The sequence below is a fragment of the Microbacterium sp. ISL-59 genome (assembly GCF_018613945.1).
GTDB lineage: Bacteria > Actinomycetota > Actinomycetes > Actinomycetales > Microbacteriaceae > Microbacterium > Microbacterium oxydans_B.
In genome coordinates, this window is sequence record NZ_JAGGPG010000004.1 from 280,432 (window position 1) to 299,556 (window position 19,125).

Here is a 19,125-nt window from a genome sequence, read left to right on the forward strand (position 1 = left end):
ACATTACTTGATCAGGCTGACGGGCGCGAGCGTGTTCCTGGGGTGTTCATCCAGAAGAATGCTCGGTAAACGAGCTCTGAACAGATCCGAGTTAGGTACATATCTCGACGTGGCACCTGCGAGAGTCTTCCGTGGATCACCCCTCACACCCTGAAAGGTCCTCATGAAGCTTCGCGCTCTCCCCGCCCTCGCCGGCGTCGCGCTCCTCGCCCTCGGCCTCGCCGCCTGTGCCGGCACCGCCGAGGCGACCGGCACCCCCGGCGCCGACGAGTCGTCCACCGCGAGCGGCTTCGCGGTCGACGAGAACACCCTCGTCTTCGGCGTCGTCCCCGACTCGGTCGACACCGAGACGAACTACCAGCCGCTCATGGACTACATCGCCGACCTCACCGGCAAGACCGTCGAGTACCACGAGTCCACCGACTACGCGGCACTCATCGAGGCCGCCGTCGCCGGCAAGGTCGACGTCGCCTCGTTCTCCGGCTTCACCTACGTCACCGCCACCAACAACGGCGCCAAGCTCACCCCGATCTCCTCCATCGTCACCGACGAGGGCCAGGAGCCCGGCTACTACTCGCAGGCGATCGTGCCCGTCGACAGCGACATCAAGAGCCTCGAGGACTTCAAGGGCAAGAAGGTCTGCTTCGTGGACCCGTCTTCGACCTCGGGCTACCTGTTCCCGTCGTACAACCTGATCGAGGCCGGCGTCGACCCGAAGACCGACATCACTCCGGTCTTCGCCGGCAAGCACGACGTGAGCGTGACCAAGGTCGGCGAAGGCGTCGAGTGCGAGGTCGGCTTCGCCGAGGACTCCGAGGTCGAGAAGTCGGACAAGGTCAAGGTCATCGCCGAGACGATGGTGCCCGGCGCCCCGCTCGTGTACTCGTCGACGCTTCCGGACGAGGTCTCGAAGCAGCTCGTCGACGGACTCTCCGAGGTCACGATCGACGACATCATCGCCGCCGGCATCGACAGTGCCGACAGCGACTCCTTCCGCAGCGTCTTCTACGCGACGAAGCCGGTCGACGACGCCTACTACGACCTGATCCGCGACATCTGCAAGGAGACCGAAGCGGAGCAGTGCCAGGGCTGAGCCCGGCCTGACCCCTTCGTCTCACCCGGTGCCCTCCGCCTCGCCCGCCCCGCGCGGCGAGGCGGAGGGCCCCACCGCATGACACACCACACCACAGGAGTTACGACATGACCGCCTCGGCATCCGACGCCCTCATCCGTCTCGACGGCGTGACGAAGACCTTCGGCACGACCACTGCACTGAAGGGCGCCTCACTCGAGGTGTCCCGCGGCGAGATCGTCGTGCTCCTCGGCCTCTCCGGCTCGGGGAAGTCGACGCTGCTGCGCCACCTCGACGGCCTCGAGATCCCCACCGCAGGCTCCGTGGAGGTGCTCGGCTCCCAGGTGCCCTCGCTGAAGGGCCGGGCGCTGCGGAACCTCCGCAGCCGCGTGGGCTTCATCTTCCAGCAGTTCGAGCTCGTGCCGTCGCTCACGGTGCTCGAGAACGTGCTCACCGGCTCGCTGTCGGGTGTGCGCGGACCGCGCCTCGGGCTCTGGGGGTACTCGCGGGCCGCCAAGCTCACCGCGCTCGGGCACCTCGACCGCGTGGGGCTGCTCGACCGCGCCTACCAGCGCAGCGACACCCTCTCGGGCGGGCAGCAGCAGCGCGTCGCCATCGCCCGTGCCCTCATGCAGAAGCCCGACATCCTGCTCGCCGACGAGCCGGTCGCCTCGCTCGATCCGGAGTCGAGCGAGCAGGTCATGGCACTGATCCGCGAGATCGCCGCCGACGAGGGGCTCACGGTCGTGTGCAGCCTGCACCAGGTCGACCTCGCGATCAGCTGGGCCGACCGCATCGTCGGGCTCCGTCACGGCGAGGTCGTGCTCGACACCCCGACCACCGACCTCACCAAGGCCGAGGTCATGGAGATCTACGGTCGCGTCGCGACCACCACCGCCGAGATCCGCGCCGTGCAGGAAGAGCTCGTCGTGGCTGCCGCACAGGTGGCGGCATCATGACGCTCCTCGCCGACCGTCCGCGCACCGCAGCGGCCTCGACGGTCGCCGAGCGGGCGCCGAAGCGTCGGATCTCGCCGGAGCGCATCGCGGCATCCCTCACGCTGGTCGCGCTCGTCGTGCTCGGCATCCTCGCCGTCCGCGAGGTCGACATCTCGATCCCGGCGATGGTGCAGAGCTGGGGCAACGCCGAGAACTTCATGGCTCGCGTCGGCGGCCTGTCGTTCCCCGAGCCCGCCGACCTGGCCTGGCTGATCGCCCTCACCGTCGGCCTCGTGCTCGTCGGCACCCTGCTCGCCGCGGTGCTGTCGGTGCCGATCGCCTACCTCGCCGCATCCAACACGTCACCGGGGAACGGTTGGCGAGCCGCGGCCCGGTTCATCGGCGTCCTCACCCGGGCGCTGCCCGACGTCGTCCTCGCGATGGCGTTCGTGCTGATGTTCTCCCTCGGCACGCTCCCCGGCATCCTCGCGATCGGTATCCACTCGATCGGCATGATCTCGAAGATGTTCGCCGACGCGATCGAGCAGATCGACGAAGGCCCCCGCCTCGCGATCCGCGCCGCCGGCGGCTCGAAGATGCAGGAGTTCTCCGCAGGCATCCTGCCGCAGGTGCTGCCCAGCTGGGTGGCGACCGTGCTGCACCGCAACGACATCAACCTGCGTGGCAGCGTCGTGCTCGGCTACGTCGGCGTCGCCGGCCTCGGCCTCGAGATGTCGTACGCGTTCAAGTCGCTCAACTACGGCAAGGGCCTCGGCATCGCGCTGGTCATCTTCATCCTCTGCATCGTGATGGAGATCGTCTCCAGCATGGTGCGCGGGGCGATGCTCGGCGAGCAGAAGCACACCCGCTCCTGGATGGACCGGATGCTGCACCCGCGGCTCGGTGCGCACGCCGCAGCCGCACCCGCCGGACGCCCGGCATGGGCCGCCAGCCCGCAGACCGCGGTGCGGCGACCCTGGACGGCGCAGCGTGTGCGTCACACGATCGCCGGTGTCGTCGCCGTGCTCGTCGTGATCGGCAGCGTCGTGGTGAGCCAGATCAACTGGATGGACTTCTTCACGTTCTGGGCCAAGCTGCCCGAGGTCGCCGCCCGGTTCTGGCCGCCGTCGTTCGGCAACTACGACGCGAGCGCGATGTTCGAGGCCATGCGCGACACGGTCGCGATCGCTCTCGCCGCGACGGTGCTCACCCTGCTCCCGTCGATCCTGCTGGGCTCACTCGCCGCCCGCAACGTCGCTCCGAGCCCAGGGGCGCGGGGAACGGCACGGCTGCTGCTCGTCGGCATCCGCGGCATCCCGGAACTCATCCTCGCGATCGTGCTCGTCGTCATCACGGGCCTCGGGGCGCAGGCGGGTGTCATCGCCCTCGCGATCGGCGGCATCGGACTGCTCGGCAAGCTCATCGCCGACTCGTTCGAAGAGGTGGACCGTGGTCCCGAGCGGGCGCTGCGTGCGGTCGGCGCGACCCGTCTGCAGACCTACACCTCGGCCACCGTGCCGCAGGGGATGCAGGCGCTCATCGGCCACAGCTTCTACATGCTCGACACGAACATCCGCGCGGCGACGATCCTCGGCATCGTCGGCGGCGGAGGGGTCGGGTACTACCTGCTCAACGCCAGCCAGGGCTCGCGCTACGAGACCGTGACCGCGATCGTCCTGATGATCCTCGTCACCGTGCTCGTGGTCGAAGGGCTCGCCATGTGGATGCGGAAGGTGTTCCGATGAACGGCACTCACGACACGGCCGACGTCGTGGTCGTCGGCTCGGGCATCGTCGGCCTCGGTGCGGCGTACGCGGCGGTCCGCCGTGGGCTGCGCGTGGTGGTCGTCGACCGCACCGAGGCCCCGGTCGGCGCCACGATCCGCAACTTCGGGCATCTCTGCATCGGCGCCCAGGGCGGGGAGGCCCGGCGCTACGCCGACGTCTCCCGTGAGCTGTGGCTGCGCCTCGCCAAAGACGCCGGCTTCTGGCTGCGCGAATCGGGCACCCTCGTGGCCGCCCGCCACGACGACGAGATCGCTGTGCTCGAGGCGGCCTCCCGCGAGGGCGGCATCCGCCTGCTCGAGGCCGACGAGCTCCTGTGCCTCGCCCCGCTCCGGGCGGACGGCCTCGTCGGCGGCGCGCACATCGAAGTCGACCTGCAGACCGATCCGCGCACCGCGGCCGGCGCGATCGTGCGTCATCTCGCGAGCCTGGGAGTGGAGTTCCGGTTCCGCACCGCGGTCACCGCGGTGGGGGCCGGCCGGGTCGAGACCACCCGAGGCCCGATCGGCTGCGGGAGCGTCGTCGTCGCGGTGAACCACGACATCGACCAGCTGCTTCCCGAGGTCGCCGAGCGGCACGGGATCGCACGCTGCGCCCTCGACATGATGCGGGCGGCGGTGTCGTTCCGGCATCCGCTCGCCGCGCCACTGCTCACCGGCTGGTCGCTCGTGCGCTACGGCCGCTTCGCCGACGGGGTCGAGGCCACGGTGCTGCGGGAACGCCTGCATGCCGAGCGGCCCGACCTCGCGGCCATCGACCTCAACCAGATGTACACGCAGCTGCCGGATGGCACGCTCATCATCGGCGACTCGCACGCGACCGCGGTCGCTCCGGCGCCCTTCCAGCCCGAGGCCGCCTTCACCGCATTCCTCGCCGAGGCTGAGGCGCTGTTCGACGCACCGACTCCGCGAGTGATCGAGCGGTGGCAGGGCGTCTACGCGAAGGGTCCGCAGGAGTTCCTGATCGACCGCGGCGACGACGGCGTGCTCGTGCTCGCCGCGACCACCGGTATCGGGATGACCACGGGCCTCGGCCTGGCCGAAGAGAACCTCGCCGCCGCCTTCGGGTGGACGGCAGCAATGGAAGGAACATCATGACCACTCCTCTCGAACTCGTCGTGCTCGACATGGCGGGAACCACCGTGCTCGACGACGGCGTCGTGGAGCAGGCGTTCCAGCGCGCCGCCGAGCGCACGGGCGTCGCCGACCGGATGCCGTGGGCCGAGGCGCTGGACTACGTGCGCCTGACCATGGGTCAGTCGAAGATCGACGTCTTCACCCACCTCGCCTCGGGCGACCGGGCTGCGGCCGAGCGCGCCACCGCCGCGTTCGAGGGCGCCTACGCCGAGATCGTCGCCGAGCAGGGTGTCTCCGAGATCCCCGGCGCGGCAGACGCGATCCAGGGTCTGAAGGATGCCGGGCTGACGGTCGTTCTGACGACCGGGTTCGCCCCGGTGACGCGCGAGGCCCTCATCGATGGACTCGGCTGGCGGGACCTCATCGACCTCGCACTGTCTCCCGTCGACGCGGGTCGCGGTCGCCCGGCACCCGACCTCGTGCTCGCGGCCCTGCTTCGCACGCAGACCTCGTCGGTGCAGGCCATCGCCGTCGCCGGAGATACCGTCAGCGACGTCGAGTCCGGGCGTCGGGCGGGTGCCGGCTTCGTCGCCGGCGTGCTCTCCGGTGCCCACGATCGCCCGGCGCTGAGCGCCGCGGGAGCGGATGCCGTGCTGAGCGATGTGACCGCACTCCGCGGCGTGCTCGCGCAGCGCGAGCTGCTCCCGTTCGCCACCACCTCCTGAGAGGGATCGCCATGGGAACGCTGCTGATCCGTCCACCCGGTCACCGCCGAGATGTCGCCCTGCGCCCGGCGGCGACCGCGATGGTCTGGATCGGCGAGGGGCATCCGCACGAGATGATCGCGGTGCCGGGAGTCGCGCTCGCCGACGGGGACGTGCTCGTCGCGGTCGAGATGTCGACGATCTGCGGCTCCGACGTGCATACGGTGCAGGGACGCCGCTCGGCCCCGACCCCGCTCGTGCTCGGTCACGAGAGCGTCGGGAGGGTGATCGCGACCGGCGACACCGGCGCGAACACGGTCGATGGCACTCCGCTGCGCATCGGCGACCGCGTGGTGTGGTCGGTGACGATCTCGTGCGCGAGCTGCGACCGATGCCTGCACGGGATGCCGCAGAAGTGCCGCCGCCTCGGCAAGTACGGGCACGACCGGGTCGGTGCGCACGGCGACCTGACCGGTGCGTTCGCGAGTCACGTGCAGCTGCGGGAGGGAACCGCCATCGTGCGCGTGCCCGAGGCGCTGCCGGCATCCGTGCTCGCCCCGGCGGGGTGTGCGACCGCGACGGCCTGGGCAGCCGTGGCCAGGGCCGCGCGAGACCACGACCTCGACGGGGCCAGCGTACGGATCCACGGGGCGGGACTCGTCGGACTCTCCGCCGCCGCGATCGCCGCGGAGCAGGGTGCGAGGGTCGAGGTTCTCGACCCCAACCCGGATCGTCGTGCGCTCGCCGCGCGGTTCGGCGCGACGAGCCTGGACCGCGATCCCGACGTCGTGATCGAGGCCTCGGGGCACGCCGTCGGCGAGGCCCTCGCCGGCGTGACCGTCGGCGGCACGGTGGTGCTGGTCGGCAGCGTTTTCCCCGCCGATCCCGTCCCGCTCGACGCCGAGAGCATCGTGCGGCGCCTGGTCACGGTCGCCGGCATCCACAACTACACGGGAGCCGAACTCGCCGAGGCCGTCGCGTTCCTGGCCGGGCGCGGGCGCGCCTATCCGTTCGGCGACGCGGTCGGCGCGGTGCGCGGGCTCCCGGAGATCGATGCCGCCCTCGAAGAAGCGGCGGCACCCGGCGCACCGCTGCGGATCGGACTGCTCCCGGGGCACTGACCCTTCGGGCCCGGCGGTCGACCTACGCGGTCGGCTGCGGGGTTCGGCGGGGGCCGGCGGGTCGCAGGCCCTCGGCATGGAAGGCCAGCAGCCGGACGGCGGCCTCGACCGTCGCCGCCAGGACCTCTTCGGGATCTCCCGTCAGCGCGAGGCGGCGGTGTCCGACCGCGTCGGCGGTGGCCCACCCGAGGTAGACCGTCCCCGGCTCATGCGCCCCTTCGGGATCGGGCCCGCCGACTCCGGTCGTCGACACGCAGAGGTCGGCGTCGAGCAGATCGCGCGCTCCGAGGGCGAGCTGCTCGGCGCACGCCGCGGAACAGGGGTCCGTGCCGGGGACCAGCCCGAGCACGCGCTCCTTCACATCCGTCAGATAGGCCACGACGCCGCCCGCGAACCACTCGGATGCCTCGGCTCCGGACCCGACCGTGTTCGCCAGCCGACCCGAGGTGAGGGACTCCGCCACGGCCACACGCAGCCCTCGTTCGCGCGCGAGGTCGCTCAGTCGTTCGATGTCGTCGGTCACTGCGAGATGCTCTCCACCGTCTTGCCGGTCGTCGCCGCCGACAGCGAGCGGGCGATGTCGGCCTGGCTGACGATTCCCACCAGCCGATGCTCTGCGATCACGGGCAGCCGCCGTATCTGGTGCTCCTCCATGCGGTCCAGCGCGACCTGGATGTCGTCGTCCGCGTCGACCGTGATCGGCTTTCCGTTGGCGAGCGCCTCCGCAGGGGTGGTCTCCGGATCCATCCCGAGCGCGATGGCACCGACGACGATGTCGCGGTCGGTGAGCATCCCCTTGAGGCGGCTGTCCTCACCGCAGATGGGCAGGGCTCCGACGTTCAGATCCGCCATGACCGATGCGGCGATGCGCAGTGAGTCGTTCACGCCGATGCAGCGCGGGCTCGGAGTCATGAGGTCGCGTGTGGTGGTCATCGTCTTCCCTCTCGTGTTCGTCGAAGCGCGTCGGCGCCCGGCATCACGGCTGCGCGGGCGGGGCGGACTCCGCGGCGTCGCCGTCGTAGTCCGGACGCGGGGGCTGCAGCGGCTGATCCGAGTACTCGCCACCCGCGCGTCCGCCGTAGGGGCGGCCGTGGTCGGCGAACTCCTCGCGGGCGAACACCAGCGTCCAGGGTCCGGCCGTGAAGTGCGCGCCGGTGCGGAGCGTCTCGCTGTCGTCACCCGGGTGCGTGGCATCCGCGCCGGCGTTGGCGTTCATCTCGCCCTCGCCGTGCAGCGTCAGCACGTACTCGTCGCGGTCGTCGTGCGTGATCGTGGCATGCAGGGGATCGGTGTCGGGCAGGCGCAGCTCGTTGCCCTCGGCGGAGCCGATCCGCACCTCATCCGCCTCGAGCGCGAATTCGGTGCGCTCGTCATCGCGCGTGATGCGCAGCCGGGGGTTCCCCGCGCCCCACTCTGCGTGGGTGGTCCCGGGGGTGTATCCCTCGTCGGGGCGGTCGTCGATGTGTCGTGCGTTCATGGAAATGCCCTCCTCGAGCTGGGGAATCCGACATTAGGAGGGCTTCTCCGTTCTGCCGAGGGGGTTGACTTCGCGATGGCGGACGCGCAGCCACCCTCGCGCAGAACAGAGGCGGAATACTGTCGCCGCGTGAGCGAGAATAGGGTGAGCCGTCGTCTCGGCCAGACTGCGACCAAGGAGCACACGATATGGGCAAGTTCGTCTATGAAGGTGGAGTGAAGACCGAGATCGAAGATCGCGCTCTCACGCATCTGCAACTGGTCATCACCGCGAAGCTGCGGCGCGGAGAGCCGTTCCCGTTCAGCTGGCGCGAAGACGCGAGCGTCGGCGGCGGACGCACGACCGTGTGGATCCAGCCGGGCAGCTCGCTGGTGTTCAAGTACTTCGGCAGCCGCCAGCCCTCCATCAACCGGGCCTGGATCGAGGCGCTCGCCTTCACCGCCAACGCGCCGAGCGGGCTGTACCTCGTCCCCGAACCCGCCGAGGCCGGCGTGGAGCCGGGCACCGAAGAGATCCCCGTCACGCCTCAGCTCTGACTCGGCCGCACGTCTCCTCTCGAGGCGGCGCTCCTCGCCGCCTCCATGCACGGCTGTCAACCCCCTGCACTCGCGGCCGCCGATCCGGAAGAGTCGGTCCGACACATCGAGACGAGGAGGATCGGCCATGACCGACAACGCTTCCGACCCCCGGCACGCGCACCGCGAGGAGGGCTTCCCCGCGCAGCAGCAGGACCAGCCCGGACTCACGGAGCTGACGCGCCCCGACCCCGACCACGGCGAGGAGAGCTACATCGGCCACGGCCGGCTGGCGGGGCGCCGAGCGCTCATCACCGGTGGCGACTCCGGCATCGGACGGGCCGTCGCGATCGCCTTCGCACGCGAGGGCGCCGATGTCGCGATCGCGCACATGCCGGAGGAGCAGGACGACGCGCAAGACACTCTGGCGCTGGTCCGCGAGGCGGGGCGCACGGGTGTGAGCTTCGCGGGAGACCTGCGCGACGAGGCCTTCGCAACCGACATCGTCGCCCGCACACGGAGTGAGCTCGGCGGGCTCGACACCCTCGTGCTCAACGCCGCCTACCAGCACGACATCGACGGCTTCGAGAACCTCGAGACCGACCGGATGCGGCGCGTGTTCGACACGAACCTCGTGGGCCTGCTGTTCTCGGCCCGCGCGGCGTACCCCGACCTCGAGCCGGGCGCGAGCATCATCGTGACGGCATCCGTCCAGGCATTCAACCCGTCGCCCGGACTCATTGACTATGCGATGACGAAGGCCGCCCAGGTGGCGTTCGTGAAGGCGCTCGCCGAAGAGGCAGGGCCCAAGGGCATCCGAGTCAACGCCGTGGCGCCCGGCCCGATCTGGACGCCGCTGATCCCCGCGACCGGCTGGGACGCCGAGCGGCTCGCGACGTTCGGACAGGACACGCCCCTCGGACGCGCGGGGCAGCCGGCGGAGCTCGCAGGCGCCTACGTCTACCTCGCCTCGGCGGAGTCGTCGTACACGTCCGGCTCGGTGATCGCGGTGACGGGCGGCAAGCCGCTCTGATCTGACCGGCCGCCGAGGGCCGCCCGCCTAAGCTTGTCTGGTGCAGAAGCCCGCCGCGTCCGGCCCCCTCGTGGGCGTCGCACTCGTCATCGGCTCCTGCCTCTCGCTGCCCTTCGGCGCGGCCGTCGCGGCGCAGCTGTTCCCGGTGCTCGGGCCGTGGGGTGTGACCTCGCTGCGGGTCGCGATCGCCGCCATCCTGCTCGTCGTCATCGTGCGGCCCCGCCCGGGCAAGTGGACGCGCCCGCAGTGGCTCGCCGCCGTGCTCTTCGGCGTCTCGCTGGCCGCGATGAACGGGTTCTTCTACGCCGCGATCGACCGCATCCCGCTCGGCCCCGCCGTCGCGATCGAGTTCCTCGGACCGCTCGTGCTCGCCGCCGTGTTGACCCGTCGTCTCGCGGATGCCGCCTGGGTGGGGGTCGCTCTCCTCGGCATGGTCGCACTGGGCATCGACGGCCTGATCGGGGCCGAGCCGCTCGACCCGCTCGGGCTCGTGTTCATCCTCATCGCGGCCGGGTTCTGGGTGATGTACATCCGCATGAGTGCCCGCGTCGGTGCGCTCATCCCCGGCAGCAGCGGCCTGGCGATGGGGCTCGTCGTGGCAGCCGTGCTCCTCATCCCGGTCGGCATCCCGGCCGCCTCGACGGTTGCGATGGACCCGCAGCTGCTGCTGCTCGCCGCGATCACCGCGGTGCTGTCGTCGGTGATCCCGTACAGCTTCGAGCTGGCCGCGCTGCGCCGTCTGCCGCAGCGGGTGTTCGGCGTGCTGCTGAGCCTCGAGCCCGCCTTCGCGACGCTCGCGGGCTGGCTGATCCTCGGCCAGGATGCGACCCCGCTGCGGCTGCTGGCGGTCGTCCTCGTGATCGCCGCCAGCGTCGGCGCGACGCTCGGCGTGCGGAAGGACCGCCACGACGGCGGCCCCTCCGGCCCCTTCACCGCCCCGATACCGCTGCCCGACTGACCGCGGGGGTCGGCAGCGGGAACCGTCGGCGCAGGATGACGCGCTGCACGAGCGTCCACACCACCGTGACGGTGAGATACAGCGCCGCCGCGAGGGGCACGAAGGCCGCGAACACCGCCGTCAGGTAGTGCAGCGACGACATCACGCGGAGCATCGTGGGGGAGTTCAGCGGCGAGTCGTCGCCCTCGACCGGCGTCGGACGGAACACCCGGCGGGTGACCTCGGCGACGGCGATCATGATGGCGAGCAGCACCCCGAAGACGAGGAACGTCGCCGGCGTGGCCGTGCCCCCGAACAGCGCCGAGACCAGGCTCGTGCCCAGCGGAGCGCCGAACAGGTCGTGGGAGAGCAGCTCGTTCGGGTGTCCGGCGATCTCGGGTCGCAGGAACAGCGTGTACAGGATGCCGACGATGGGGGCCTGCGCCAGCACCGGGAGCATGCCCGCGAACGGCGACGTGTTCTCGGCCTTGTACAGCGCCATCATCTCCTTCTGCAGGCGCTCGGGGTTCTTCTTGTGGCGGCGCTGAAGCTCGCGCAGCTTCGGGGCGAGGCGCGCCCTGGTCTGCTCGGCCTTGGCCTGCGAGATGCCGACGGGGATGAGCAGGGCCCGCACCAGCAGAGTGACGAGCACGACCGCGAGGGCTGCGGCCGAGGCTCCGGCGGTCGGGGTGAGGAGGTCGGAGAGCCCGGTCAGTGCGCCGTAGGCGGCGTCGAGGAGGGCGGCGAGAGGGGGAAAGGCAAAGGGGTCCATGGAGTTGTCCGTTCGTGGCGTCGGGAAGGGTCGGCGAAAGCCGCGCGATCCCGTCGTGTGGACGGACTACGCGGCGATCGCGACCCCCGGCGCGCGCGGGCGCGGATGGCCGGCAGCGTCAGGGTCGCTCTGCGTGAGCAGGGTTCCGATGTCGATCGCCCGCAGCGGATGCGGGGCGTCGGAGGTGGCCTCGGGGCGCACGCTCAGCACGATCGCGAGCGTCAGCGCCGTGACGGCGAGCAGTGCGATGGCGAGACCGAGGGCCGCGGCATCCGGCATCGAGACGAGTCCGAGCGCGGTCGCGACGAAGCTCAGCATCTGCCCGAACCACTCGCTCATGCGCACTCCCCTCTGCAGCCGAGGGTAGCACCGGGGACCGCGAGACCGGCCGTCACGGTCGACCGTCTCCCTCCGCTGCGGGCGTAACGTCGAAGCATGAGTGACCTTCGCGCCCTGCTCGGGATCGAGCATCCGATCATCCTCGGCCCGTTCGGTGGGCTCTCCTCGACCGCACTCACCGCGGCGGTGAGCAACGCCGGCGGGCTCGGCTCGTTCGGCCTGTACGGCTACGACGGCGACCGCATCCGCACGACCGGGGCCGACCTTCGGGCAGCGACCGACCGGCCGTTCGCGGTGAACATCTGGCTGCCCACGGGCGACGAGGTCGAGCCGAACCCACAGCACACGGTCTTCGCCCAGGCGCTGCAGCCGTTCTACGAGGCGGTCGGCGTCGACGTGCCCGCCCGGCCGGAGCGTTACAACCCGCCGCTCGAGGAGCAGCTGGAGGCGATCTGGGAGATCGCTCCCGCGGTGCTCAGCGTGGTGTTCGGCGTGCCGTCGGCGGACATGGTCGATGAGGCTCGCCGCCGCGGCATCCGCATCGTCGGCACGGCGACCACCGTGGCCGAGGCGGTCGCCCTCGCCGAGGCGGGCGTGGATGCCGTAGTCGCGACCGGCGCGGAGGCGGCCGGCCACCGGGTGTCGTTCCTGCGCCCGGCCGAGGAGTCGCTGGTGGGGACGTTCGCGCTGGTGCCGCAGGTCGTCGATGCAGTCGACGTTCCCGTGATCGCGGCGGGAGGCATCGCTGACCGGCGTGGGGTGGCCGCGGCCTTCGCGCTGGGCGCCTCCGGAGTGCAGGTGGGGACGGCGTTCCTCGCGACCGCCGAGTCTGCAGCGAACCAGGCCCACCGTGAGGCGATCCGGTCCACTGCCGCCGACGAGACCGTGCTCACGCGGGCGATGAGCGGGCGACTGGCTCGCGGTGCGCGCAACCGCGTCGTGCGGGCGATCGAGGCGAGCGGCACGATCGCTCCATTCCCGATGCAGAACTGGCTCACCGGCCGCTTCCGCACCGCGGCGGGGGAACAGAACCTGGGCGCGCTGCAGTCGCTGTGGATGGGCCAGGCCGCCCCACTCGTGCGCCACGACACCGCCGCTAAGGTGTTCGCCGAGCTGGCGGCGGGGATTCCGGCGGACCCGGCTCGCCGGTCCGCGTCCTCGGGGGAGATCGACGCGCGGATCGAAGAGAACCGGAACGCCTGGGACGACGCCGACCGCTAGAGGATGACCGTGGACTTGCCGTGCACGATCACGCGGTCCTCGGCATGCCACTGCACGGCGCGGGCCAGCACCAGTCGCTCCACGTCGGCACCGCGGCTCTGCAGCTGAGCCGCCGACTCGGAGTGGGTCACGCGCGTGACGTCCTGCTCGATGATCGGGCCCTCGTCGAGGTCGGCCGTCGCGTAGTGCGCGGTCGCGCCGATGAGCTTGACGCCGCGGTCTTTGGCACGCGCGTACGGGTTCGCACCGATGAACGCGGGCAGGAACGAGTGGTGGATGTTGATCACCGGCACCTCGAGACGGGTGATGAAGTCGTCGGTGAGGATCTGCATGTAGCGGGCGAGCACGACGAGGTCGACGTTTCCGTGCAGCAGCTCGAGCTGACGCTCCTCCATGGCGGCCTTGTCGCCGGAGGGGATGTGCACGAACGGCACACCGAACGAGCGCACCGACTGGGCCAGATCGGGGTGGTTGGAGACGACCATCGTGATGTCGATGTCGAGCTGGCCGCGCTGCGTGCGCCACAGCAGCTCCATCAGGCAGTGGTCGTACTTGGACACGAAGATCGCGACGCGCTTGCGGCGGGCCACGTCGTGCAGCGACCATTCCATGCCGAAGCGCTCGGCGACGGCGGCGATGTCGGCTTCGAGGGCCGGGCGCGCGGCGGAGAGTCCGTCGAGGTGGATGACGGTGCGCTGGAAGAAGCGTCCGCCCTCGGAATCGGTGGAGTGCTGGTCGAGGGAGATGATGTTCGCGCCGTGCTGGGCGAGCACACCGGCGACAGCGGCGACGATGCCGGGCTGGTCGTCGCAGGCGATCAGCAGGCGGGCGGTATCGGGCTGAGACATGGGGGCTCCTCGAGGGTGTGCATCGATTCTGCCGTGGATGCAGAGCGGGGGCGAATCGCGGGAGGCGACTCGCTACTCTGAGTCTCGTGGAAGCGAGTGACCTCGGCCTGGTGCTGATCCCCCTGCTGGCCGTTGCCGCACCCCTGCTCGCCCGCGGCGTGCGTCCCGTGGTGCGGGTGCCCATCGTCGTGTTCGAGCTCGTGCTCGGCATCCTCGTCGGACCGGCGGTGCTCGGCTGGGTCGAGCCCGGCCCGCTGCTGGAGAAGCTCAGCGACTTCGGCCTGGCGCTGCTGTTCTTCGTCGCCGGCACCGAGATCGACTTCAAGATGGTGGCCGGGAAGCCGCTCGCGCGGGCGTCGGCCGGCTGGCTCCTGAGCGTGCTGCTGGGCATCGGCCTCGGCTTCTTCTTCGCGCCGGGCGAGGGGATGGTCGTCGTCGGCATCGCACTCAGCTCCACGGCGCTGGGCACGCTGATGCCGATTCTGCGCGACGCCCGCGAGCTCGACACGCCCTTCGGCCGAGCGATCAGCACGATCGGGGCCGTCGGGGAGTTCCTGCCCCTGATCGCGATCTCGATCTTCCTGAGCACGCGGACCACGCCGATCGCCACGGCCGTCCTGCTGACCTTCGTGGTGCTCGCCGGACTCGCGGTGCTGCTCGCGCATCGCGTGCCGCACGGGCGTCTGCATCGCATCGTCCTGGCGACACTGCACACGTCCGACCAGTTCGGGGTTCGTTTCGTGATCCTGCTCATCGCCGCCCTCGTCGGTCTGAGCGTGATGCTCGACCTCGACATGCTGCTGGGCGCGTTCGTGGCCGGTGCGGTCTGGCGCATCATCATGACGCGTGCGCCGAAGGAGTCGGCGGAGCAGATCGAGAGCAAGATCGAGGCCATCGCGTTCGGCTTCCTGGTGCCGATCTTCTTCCTCTACACCGGTGTGACCTTCGACCTGCAGGCGCTGCTCTCCTCGCCGACCGCGCTGGCCCTGGTGCCCATCTTCCTGATCGCCCTGCTCGTGATCCGCGGTGCGGCCGCGCAGCTCTCGGCTCCCGCGGGGATGAGCGTCCGCGACCGTGCAGCGCTCGGTCTGCTGGCCGCCACCGGTCTGCCGATCATCGTCGCGGTCACCGCGATCGGTGTGGATCAGGACATGCTCGACACCGGCACGGCGGCCGCGCTGGTCGGGGCCGGCATGCTCTCGGTGCTGCTGTATCCGCTGATCGGGATGACGCTGCGCGGCGATCGCGCGGAGGTCGTCGGACCGGCACGCGCGGGCGAGGCTGTGCAGGGGGAGCTGTGACCACCGCATCGGCGCTGTTGACCGCGGCTGTGACCGCCCTCGCCGGCGCCCCGAAAGAGGGGCTGGGCGAGCAGCGCGACTCCCGATGGCGCGGGCGTCGCATCGTGCGTGTCGGCGAGGCCTGGCATCTCGGGGCGCTGCTGCTGACCGACACGCATGCGCTGGCGACCGCCGAGGTGCTGCGGGCCGCCGATCCCGGCCGCCGCGGCTACACGGCCGAGTCGGCACGCGAGCGGGCCGAGCGCCGGGCCGAGGCGCTGCGTGGCGGGTTCGACGAGGGCGACGTCGTGCACGTGGGCTGGAGCGTGATCGACGTGGATGCGGTGGATGCCGGAGGTTCGTCCGGCCCGCTCGCCCTGGTCGATGGGGTGCCGTCGGTGCGCTGGAGCGTCGCCGGGGGCTTCATGCCGCTGGAGGCATACCTGCGGGAGCGCGTGGCACTGCTGCGCGACGGCGCGGCGGGCTGACCCGAGCGGGCTGACTCAGGCGAACGTCTCGGCGAATCGCCGGAGGAGCGCCGCGCCCTCGGTGACGGATGCCGCCAGCACCTGCTGCTGCACCGCGTCGAACTCATCGGGGTCGAAGTAGCCGGTGGTGCGGTAGAACGTCATCCGGTCGGCGAAGTCGCGGGGAGTGGGCTCGGGGTGGAACTGCGCCGCGTACAGATGCGTGCCCACCCGGTAGGCCTGCACCGGGCACACCTCGTTCGTCGCGAGCAGCACGGCACCGGGCGGGGTGTGCGCCGCGCTCTCCTTGTGCGCCGTGAAGACCGTGAGCGCCGGGCCGCTGGGACCGAACACCGGGTCGGCTGCGCCCTCCGGAGTCACGTCGATCACGGTGGCACTCGCGGGCTCCGGGGTGTCGGTGACGACCTCTCCGCCGAGCATGCGGGTCACGACACCGATGCTGAAGCACGTGAAGAACACGGCGACCTCGGCGGCGATGGCCGCATCGGCCAGAGTGCGCAGATCGGCCTCGGCGCGCAGCTGCTCCGGGGACTTCACGGTGTCGGAGACGTTGTACGGCGAACCTCCGACGACGATTCCCTGGTAGCCCCGCGCACGCTCGATGTCGAGCGGCGTCTGCAGCAGGTCGAGCCGGTCGACCACGTCGGCGCCGAGCGCCCGCCGGAACGAGGCGTGCTCAGCATCCGCCGCCCCGAGCTCGGGACGCACGCAGACGTAGAGGAGCGAGGCCATCAGGAGATTCTAACGAGCGCGACGAGCGTCGCCGGTCACCGGGAGGAGTTCGCGGTGCGCCCGCGGACGATGCCGACGAATGTCTCGACGTCGGGCGTGGTCCGGTCGCGCGGCCAGACGAGGGCGACGGTCGAGGTCGGGCCATTCGCCAGGACGCGGTGGTCGGCATCCTTGCGGTGATGCATGCGGGCGAGCGACATCGGGACGACCACGATGCCGACGCCGGATGCGGCGGTCGCGATCGCCTCGTCGGTCGGCAGAGCGGCGAAGCTCGCCGGTGTCGTGCCGGGCAGGTCGAGCGGGCCGAGCACATCGTCGGTCAGAGCGATCACGACCTCGCCCTCGAGGTCGGCGGCGGTGAGCTCTTCGACCGCCATCAGATGCGAGTCGGCGGCGGCGACGACGACCGGGACCTCGTCGTACAGGGGGATGACGTGCAGCGACTCGTCGGTGAGCGGCAGCCGCACCAGCGCGGCATCCACCTCGTCGAGCGCGGCGCGCTGTGTGGCCGCCTCGATCGGCACGAGCTCGAGCGGCACACGGGGCATCCGCTGTTTCCACGCGCCGATCCACTTGCCCGGAGTTGCACCGGGCACCGCGCCCAGTCGAAAGGTGCGCGGTGCCTCGGGTTCGGGCTGCGGAGCGTCGAAGACGACCTTGGCGGTCTTCTTCTTGGGCTTCTGCGGGGGGAATCGCTCGGCAGGGGCGGCCTTGTTCCGGCGTACGGGCGTGCCGCGGCTTGCGCCCTTCGCGGGCCGTCTTCCCTGATTCGCCATGGGGTCAAGGCTACTCGGCGACGGGCGCGGCCACTTCCTGCTGCGGGCGGGATGCGGCCGCCAGCTTGCGCTGTGCGCGGCGGATGAGACCGGCGGCCCCGCCGACGAGCAGCAGCACGCCGGCGGTGAGCAGCACGATCGCGGTGATCGTCGTGGGCGTCATGGTCATCAGCGCATCCGCGATCGTCTCACGACGGGTGGCGTCGGCGAGCTGGCCGAGCGCGACGGCAGCGATGGCCGCGAACAACAGTCCCCAGATGATGGCGGCCCAGCGGGTGCGCGGCGCGGTGGTCGGCTCGGTGGTCGTGGGAGTGCTCATCACTGGTCTTCCTTCTTCGGCTCGACGACGGTGATGGAGATCTCGCCGCTGTTCTGATCGATGGTGACGGGTTGGATGGTGGTGGTCGACACGTTCTCCGCGGAGATGTTCTCGGCGACGACCGACTCCCCGTCGCGCCGCGTGCCCGCCCAGGTGCCGGAATCGATGATGTTGTAGTACTCGGCGTCGACGCGGGTCCAGGTGATATCCGCCGTGTCGACGGTCGCACGCAGCTGCAGCTGGACACCCGGATCGACGTAGATGTTGGTCGCGCCGGAGCCCTTCTCGATCACGATCGGCCGGGGCGCGTCGTCGTGCTGATTCAGCGACACGTTGAGCTCGCCGAACGGCTGCCGGACATGTTCCGCGCGGTAGTTCGTGACCGACGCCCAGCCGAGGCTGAAGCCCTGCAGGGAGGAGAACCCGCCGACCACGAGGCCGCCCACCAGTGTGAGCACGGTGATGAAGGCCAGGAAGCCGCTGCGTCGGCGGAACGCTCCGGCGACGATCATGCCGAGCGCCAGGATGAGGGCGGCGGCGAGCAACCCGAGGGCTGTGCCGACCACTTCGCCACCCGCGACAAGACCGACAGCGGCCCCGGTGATGATCGCGAGACCGAGGATCGTCGCGGCGAATGCGAAGCCTGCGCGCGGGTTCGATGCGCGGCGGATGCGTCGACGCTCGGCTGCCTCGGAGGCGAAGACGGCGGCCTCGGCCTGGCGCTCACGGCGCAGCTGATCGCGGGCGGCGCGCTCGACATCCTGCTGCTGGCGTCGCCACGCCTGGTCCTGTTCCTTCCACGCGGCGTGCTGGGCGCGCCAGGCCTCGAGGGCGGCGGGGTCCTGTGCGCCGGGGGGAAGGGGTGCGGGAGGTGCGGGCGGAATCGCCGCGGTCGTAGTCGGGTCGAGGAGCGGGGCATCGGCGAGGGCGGCCGGGGCAGGCGTGTCCGCGACCACGGTGTCGGCATCCGCCGCAGCGTATGCGCCGAGCGGGAGTGTGGCGTCCGTCCCCTCGGCGGTACCCGAACCACCGAGGGCGACGGACGCGGCCGGGGCCGCCTGATCTGCGGAAGCCATCGGCAGATCAGGCGTGGAAGCACCCGGGGTGCGGCTCGCAGCACGCACGATCAGGATGAGCAGGACGGCCACGAGGATGAGGCCGATGATCCAGCTCGTGAGAGAGAGGGCTGACCAGCCGTCGTAGCCGAGGCCGAAGAGACGGCCGGCGAGCGGAGCGGTCGGGAACAGGCCGATGACGGCCATCGCGAGGATGCCCCACTGCACCGGCTGGTAGTCGCGGCGGAGCAGATCGCGGACGTGCACGCGTCCGTCGACATCCGGCAGCAGCGCCCAGGCTGCGGCGTACAGGAAGATGACCGGCAGGCCGAAGAGGGCCGCGACCACGAGGACGCCGCGGATGATCAGGGGATCGATGCGCAGGCGGGCGGCGATGCCCGCCGAGACACCGCCGAGCCATCCCTCGGACCGGGCGACGCCGAGTCCGGCGACCCAGAGGAGGAAGCGCTCGGCTCCGCGAGGGATGCCGGTGCCCGGTGTGCCGGTGGCCGGAGCGGCGTGGTCGGCGGGGGGCGGTGGCGCAGTCGGAATCGTCATGCTTCGATCCTGGCGGCATCCGTCTGCTCCCTGCCATGGGGGGAACCCCTGAGCGACCCCTGATTCTGGGCCGGGGAGGA

At 70.9% G+C, this 19,125-nt stretch carries 22 protein-coding genes; 12 read left to right on the plus strand and 10 right to left on the minus strand.

Features of this window, described 5'->3' with window-relative positions; translation table 11 throughout:
- Positions 1–163 precede the first annotated feature (163 nt).
- The 6 genes from J7E45_RS14865 to J7E45_RS14890 all read left to right on the plus strand — a co-directional run bounded on the left by J7E45_RS14865 (position 164) and on the right by J7E45_RS14890 (position 6,695).
- On the plus strand, positions 164–1,093 hold the full coding sequence (locus tag J7E45_RS14865) for a phosphate/phosphite/phosphonate ABC transporter substrate-binding protein (RefSeq protein ID WP_215070313.1): 930 nt from the start codon (positions 164–166) through the stop codon (positions 1,091–1,093).
- Positions 1,094–1,200: 107 nt separating this feature from the next.
- Entirely contained in the window at positions 1,201–2,031 is an 831-nt protein-coding gene (phnC, locus tag J7E45_RS14870) for a phosphonate ABC transporter ATP-binding protein (RefSeq protein WP_091027503.1), read from the plus strand.
- Complete coding sequence (phnE, locus tag J7E45_RS14875; RefSeq protein ID WP_251054290.1) at positions 2,028–3,755, plus strand: phosphonate ABC transporter, permease protein PhnE; 1,728 nt, start codon at positions 2,028–2,030, stop codon at positions 3,753–3,755. Before phnC ends, phnE begins: the two co-directional genes overlap by 4 nt.
- Positions 3,752–4,891, plus strand: a complete 1,140-nt coding sequence (locus J7E45_RS14880; RefSeq protein WP_215070315.1) for a TIGR03364 family FAD-dependent oxidoreductase — start codon at positions 3,752–3,754, stop codon at positions 4,889–4,891. Before phnE ends, J7E45_RS14880 begins: the two co-directional genes overlap by 4 nt.
- Positions 4,888–5,595 carry a phosphonatase-like hydrolase gene (locus tag J7E45_RS14885; protein WP_215070317.1) on the plus strand — a complete coding sequence of 236 codons (708 nt, stop codon included), beginning with the start codon at positions 4,888–4,890 and terminating at the stop codon, positions 5,593–5,595. Before J7E45_RS14880 ends, J7E45_RS14885 begins: the two co-directional genes overlap by 4 nt.
- 11 nt (positions 5,596–5,606) lie before the next feature.
- Entirely contained in the window at positions 5,607–6,695 is a 1,089-nt protein-coding gene (locus J7E45_RS14890) for an alcohol dehydrogenase catalytic domain-containing protein (RefSeq protein ID WP_215070319.1), read from the plus strand.
- Positions 6,696–6,717: 22 nt separating this feature from the next.
- Here the strand turns inward: J7E45_RS14890 and J7E45_RS14895 are convergent, their stop codons facing one another.
- The 3 genes from J7E45_RS14895 to J7E45_RS14905 are packed head-to-tail and all read right to left on the minus strand — an operon-like array spanning position 6,718 to position 8,172.
- On the minus strand, positions 6,718–7,218 hold the full coding sequence (locus tag J7E45_RS14895) for a CinA family protein (protein ID WP_215070321.1): 501 nt from the start codon (positions 7,216–7,218) through the stop codon (positions 6,718–6,720).
- Complete coding sequence (locus J7E45_RS14900; RefSeq protein ID WP_215070323.1) at positions 7,215–7,628, minus strand: CBS domain-containing protein; 414 nt, start codon at positions 7,626–7,628, stop codon at positions 7,215–7,217. Before J7E45_RS14900 ends, J7E45_RS14895 begins: the two co-directional genes overlap by 4 nt.
- Before the next feature lie 43 nt (positions 7,629–7,671).
- Positions 7,672–8,172: an FHA domain-containing protein gene (locus tag J7E45_RS14905; protein ID WP_215070325.1), complete on the minus strand. Its 501-nt coding sequence runs from the start codon at positions 8,170–8,172 to the stop codon at positions 7,672–7,674.
- Between the two features lie 188 nt (positions 8,173–8,360).
- Between J7E45_RS14905 and J7E45_RS14910 the strand changes: the two genes are divergently transcribed.
- The 3 genes from J7E45_RS14910 (at position 8,361) to J7E45_RS14920 (ending at position 10,678) form a co-directional block, all read left to right on the plus strand.
- A complete protein-coding gene (locus J7E45_RS14910; RefSeq protein ID WP_091027514.1) occupies positions 8,361–8,708 on the plus strand; it encodes an ATP-dependent DNA ligase in 348 nt (115 codons plus the stop codon).
- 127 nt (positions 8,709–8,835) lie between these two features.
- Positions 8,836–9,720 carry an SDR family oxidoreductase gene (locus J7E45_RS14915; protein WP_215070327.1) on the plus strand — a complete coding sequence of 295 codons (885 nt, stop codon included), beginning with the start codon at positions 8,836–8,838 and terminating at the stop codon, positions 9,718–9,720.
- 40 nt (positions 9,721–9,760) lie between these two features.
- Positions 9,761–10,678, plus strand: coding sequence for a DMT family transporter (locus J7E45_RS14920; protein WP_215070329.1), 918 nt, complete (start codon positions 9,761–9,763; stop codon positions 10,676–10,678).
- Here J7E45_RS14920 and J7E45_RS14925 read toward each other — a convergent pair.
- Both J7E45_RS14925 and J7E45_RS14930 read right to left on the minus strand, forming a co-directional pair.
- Positions 10,650–11,429, minus strand: coding sequence for a membrane protein insertase YidC (locus tag J7E45_RS14925; protein ID WP_215070331.1), 780 nt, complete (start codon positions 11,427–11,429; stop codon positions 10,650–10,652). The genes J7E45_RS14920 and J7E45_RS14925 overlap by 29 nt on opposite strands.
- A 66-nt stretch (positions 11,430–11,495) precedes the next feature.
- Complete coding sequence (locus tag J7E45_RS14930; protein ID WP_215070333.1) at positions 11,496–11,768, minus strand: DUF6412 domain-containing protein; 273 nt, start codon at positions 11,766–11,768, stop codon at positions 11,496–11,498.
- 96 nt (positions 11,769–11,864) lie between these two features.
- Here J7E45_RS14930 and J7E45_RS14935 point away from each other — a divergent pair, with 96 nt between their 5' ends.
- Entirely contained in the window at positions 11,865–12,989 is a 1,125-nt protein-coding gene (locus tag J7E45_RS14935; protein WP_251054292.1) for a nitronate monooxygenase, read from the plus strand.
- On the opposite strand, the gene purU is transcribed toward J7E45_RS14935, so the two are convergent.
- Complete coding sequence (purU, locus tag J7E45_RS14940) at positions 12,986–13,837, minus strand: formyltetrahydrofolate deformylase (RefSeq protein WP_091027524.1); 852 nt, start codon at positions 13,835–13,837, stop codon at positions 12,986–12,988. The two genes, J7E45_RS14935 and purU, sit on opposite strands and share 4 nt — an antisense overlap.
- Positions 13,838–13,923: 86 nt before the next feature.
- Between purU and J7E45_RS14945 the strand changes: the two genes are divergently transcribed.
- Both J7E45_RS14945 and J7E45_RS14950 read left to right on the plus strand, forming a co-directional pair.
- The gene (locus tag J7E45_RS14945) at positions 13,924–15,138 is read left to right on the plus strand and encodes a cation:proton antiporter (RefSeq protein WP_215070335.1); all 1,215 of its coding nucleotides are present in this window, start codon (positions 13,924–13,926) and stop codon (positions 15,136–15,138) included.
- Positions 15,135–15,605, plus strand: a complete 471-nt coding sequence (locus tag J7E45_RS14950) for a glutaminase (RefSeq protein ID WP_215070337.1) — start codon at positions 15,135–15,137, stop codon at positions 15,603–15,605. The genes J7E45_RS14945 and J7E45_RS14950 overlap by 4 nt, the downstream gene beginning before the upstream one ends.
- A 15-nt stretch (positions 15,606–15,620) precedes the next feature.
- Here the strand turns inward: J7E45_RS14950 and J7E45_RS14955 are convergent, their stop codons facing one another.
- Genes J7E45_RS14955 through J7E45_RS14970 form a run of 4 tightly spaced genes read right to left on the minus strand, consistent with a single transcriptional unit; the run spans position 15,621 to position 19,045 of the window.
- Positions 15,621–16,337, minus strand: coding sequence for a GMP synthase (locus tag J7E45_RS14955; protein WP_215070339.1), 717 nt, complete (start codon positions 16,335–16,337; stop codon positions 15,621–15,623).
- Between the two features lie 35 nt (positions 16,338–16,372).
- Positions 16,373–17,113: a LysR family transcriptional regulator substrate-binding protein gene (locus J7E45_RS14960; protein ID WP_215070341.1), complete on the minus strand. Its 741-nt coding sequence runs from the start codon at positions 17,111–17,113 to the stop codon at positions 16,373–16,375.
- Between the two features lie 10 nt (positions 17,114–17,123).
- On the minus strand, positions 17,124–17,432 hold the full coding sequence (locus tag J7E45_RS14965) for a hypothetical protein (protein WP_215070343.1): 309 nt from the start codon (positions 17,430–17,432) through the stop codon (positions 17,124–17,126).
- Positions 17,432–19,045, minus strand: a complete 1,614-nt coding sequence (locus J7E45_RS14970) for a PspC domain-containing protein (protein WP_215070345.1) — start codon at positions 19,043–19,045, stop codon at positions 17,432–17,434. The genes J7E45_RS14965 and J7E45_RS14970 overlap by 1 nt, the downstream gene beginning before the upstream one ends.
- Positions 19,046–19,125: the final 80 nt, after the last annotated feature.

What these genes read in the sequence shown, in the direction of transcription:
- purU (WP_091027524.1), bottom strand. Translation starts at nt 13,837, where the DNA reads ATGTCTCAGCCCGATACCGCCCGCCTGCTGATCGCCTGCGACGACCAG.
- J7E45_RS14910 (WP_091027514.1), top strand. Translation starts at nt 8,361, where the DNA reads ATGGGCAAGTTCGTCTATGAAGGTGGAGTGAAGACCGAGATCGAAGAT.
- J7E45_RS14970 (WP_215070345.1), bottom strand. Translation starts at nt 19,045, where the DNA reads ATGACGATTCCGACTGCGCCACCGCCCCCCGCCGACCACGCCGCTCCG.
- J7E45_RS14905 (WP_215070325.1), bottom strand. Translation starts at nt 8,172, where the DNA reads ATGAACGCACGACACATCGACGACCGCCCCGACGAGGGATACACCCCC.
- J7E45_RS14880 (WP_215070315.1), top strand. Translation starts at nt 3,752, where the DNA reads ATGAACGGCACTCACGACACGGCCGACGTCGTGGTCGTCGGCTCGGGC.
- J7E45_RS14900 (WP_215070323.1), bottom strand. Translation starts at nt 7,628, where the DNA reads ATGACCACCACACGCGACCTCATGACTCCGAGCCCGCGCTGCATCGGC.
- J7E45_RS14885 (WP_215070317.1), top strand. Translation starts at nt 4,888, where the DNA reads ATGACCACTCCTCTCGAACTCGTCGTGCTCGACATGGCGGGAACCACC.
- J7E45_RS14925 (WP_215070331.1), bottom strand. Translation starts at nt 11,429, where the DNA reads ATGGACCCCTTTGCCTTTCCCCCTCTCGCCGCCCTCCTCGACGCCGCC.
- J7E45_RS14865 (WP_215070313.1), top strand. Translation starts at nt 164, where the DNA reads ATGAAGCTTCGCGCTCTCCCCGCCCTCGCCGGCGTCGCGCTCCTCGCC.
- phnC (WP_091027503.1), top strand. Translation starts at nt 1,201, where the DNA reads ATGACCGCCTCGGCATCCGACGCCCTCATCCGTCTCGACGGCGTGACG.
- J7E45_RS14935 (WP_251054292.1), top strand. Translation starts at nt 11,865, where the DNA reads ATGAGTGACCTTCGCGCCCTGCTCGGGATCGAGCATCCGATCATCCTC.
- J7E45_RS14915 (WP_215070327.1), top strand. Translation starts at nt 8,836, where the DNA reads ATGACCGACAACGCTTCCGACCCCCGGCACGCGCACCGCGAGGAGGGC.
- J7E45_RS14930 (WP_215070333.1), bottom strand. Translation starts at nt 11,768, where the DNA reads ATGAGCGAGTGGTTCGGGCAGATGCTGAGCTTCGTCGCGACCGCGCTC.
- J7E45_RS14955 (WP_215070339.1), bottom strand. Translation starts at nt 16,337, where the DNA reads ATGGCCTCGCTCCTCTACGTCTGCGTGCGTCCCGAGCTCGGGGCGGCG.
- phnE (WP_251054290.1), top strand. Translation starts at nt 2,028, where the DNA reads ATGACGCTCCTCGCCGACCGTCCGCGCACCGCAGCGGCCTCGACGGTC.
- J7E45_RS14965 (WP_215070343.1), bottom strand. Translation starts at nt 17,432, where the DNA reads ATGAGCACTCCCACGACCACCGAGCCGACCACCGCGCCGCGCACCCGC.
- J7E45_RS14890 (WP_215070319.1), top strand. Translation starts at nt 5,607, where the DNA reads ATGGGAACGCTGCTGATCCGTCCACCCGGTCACCGCCGAGATGTCGCC.
- J7E45_RS14960 (WP_215070341.1), bottom strand. Translation starts at nt 17,113, where the DNA reads ATGGCGAATCAGGGAAGACGGCCCGCGAAGGGCGCAAGCCGCGGCACG.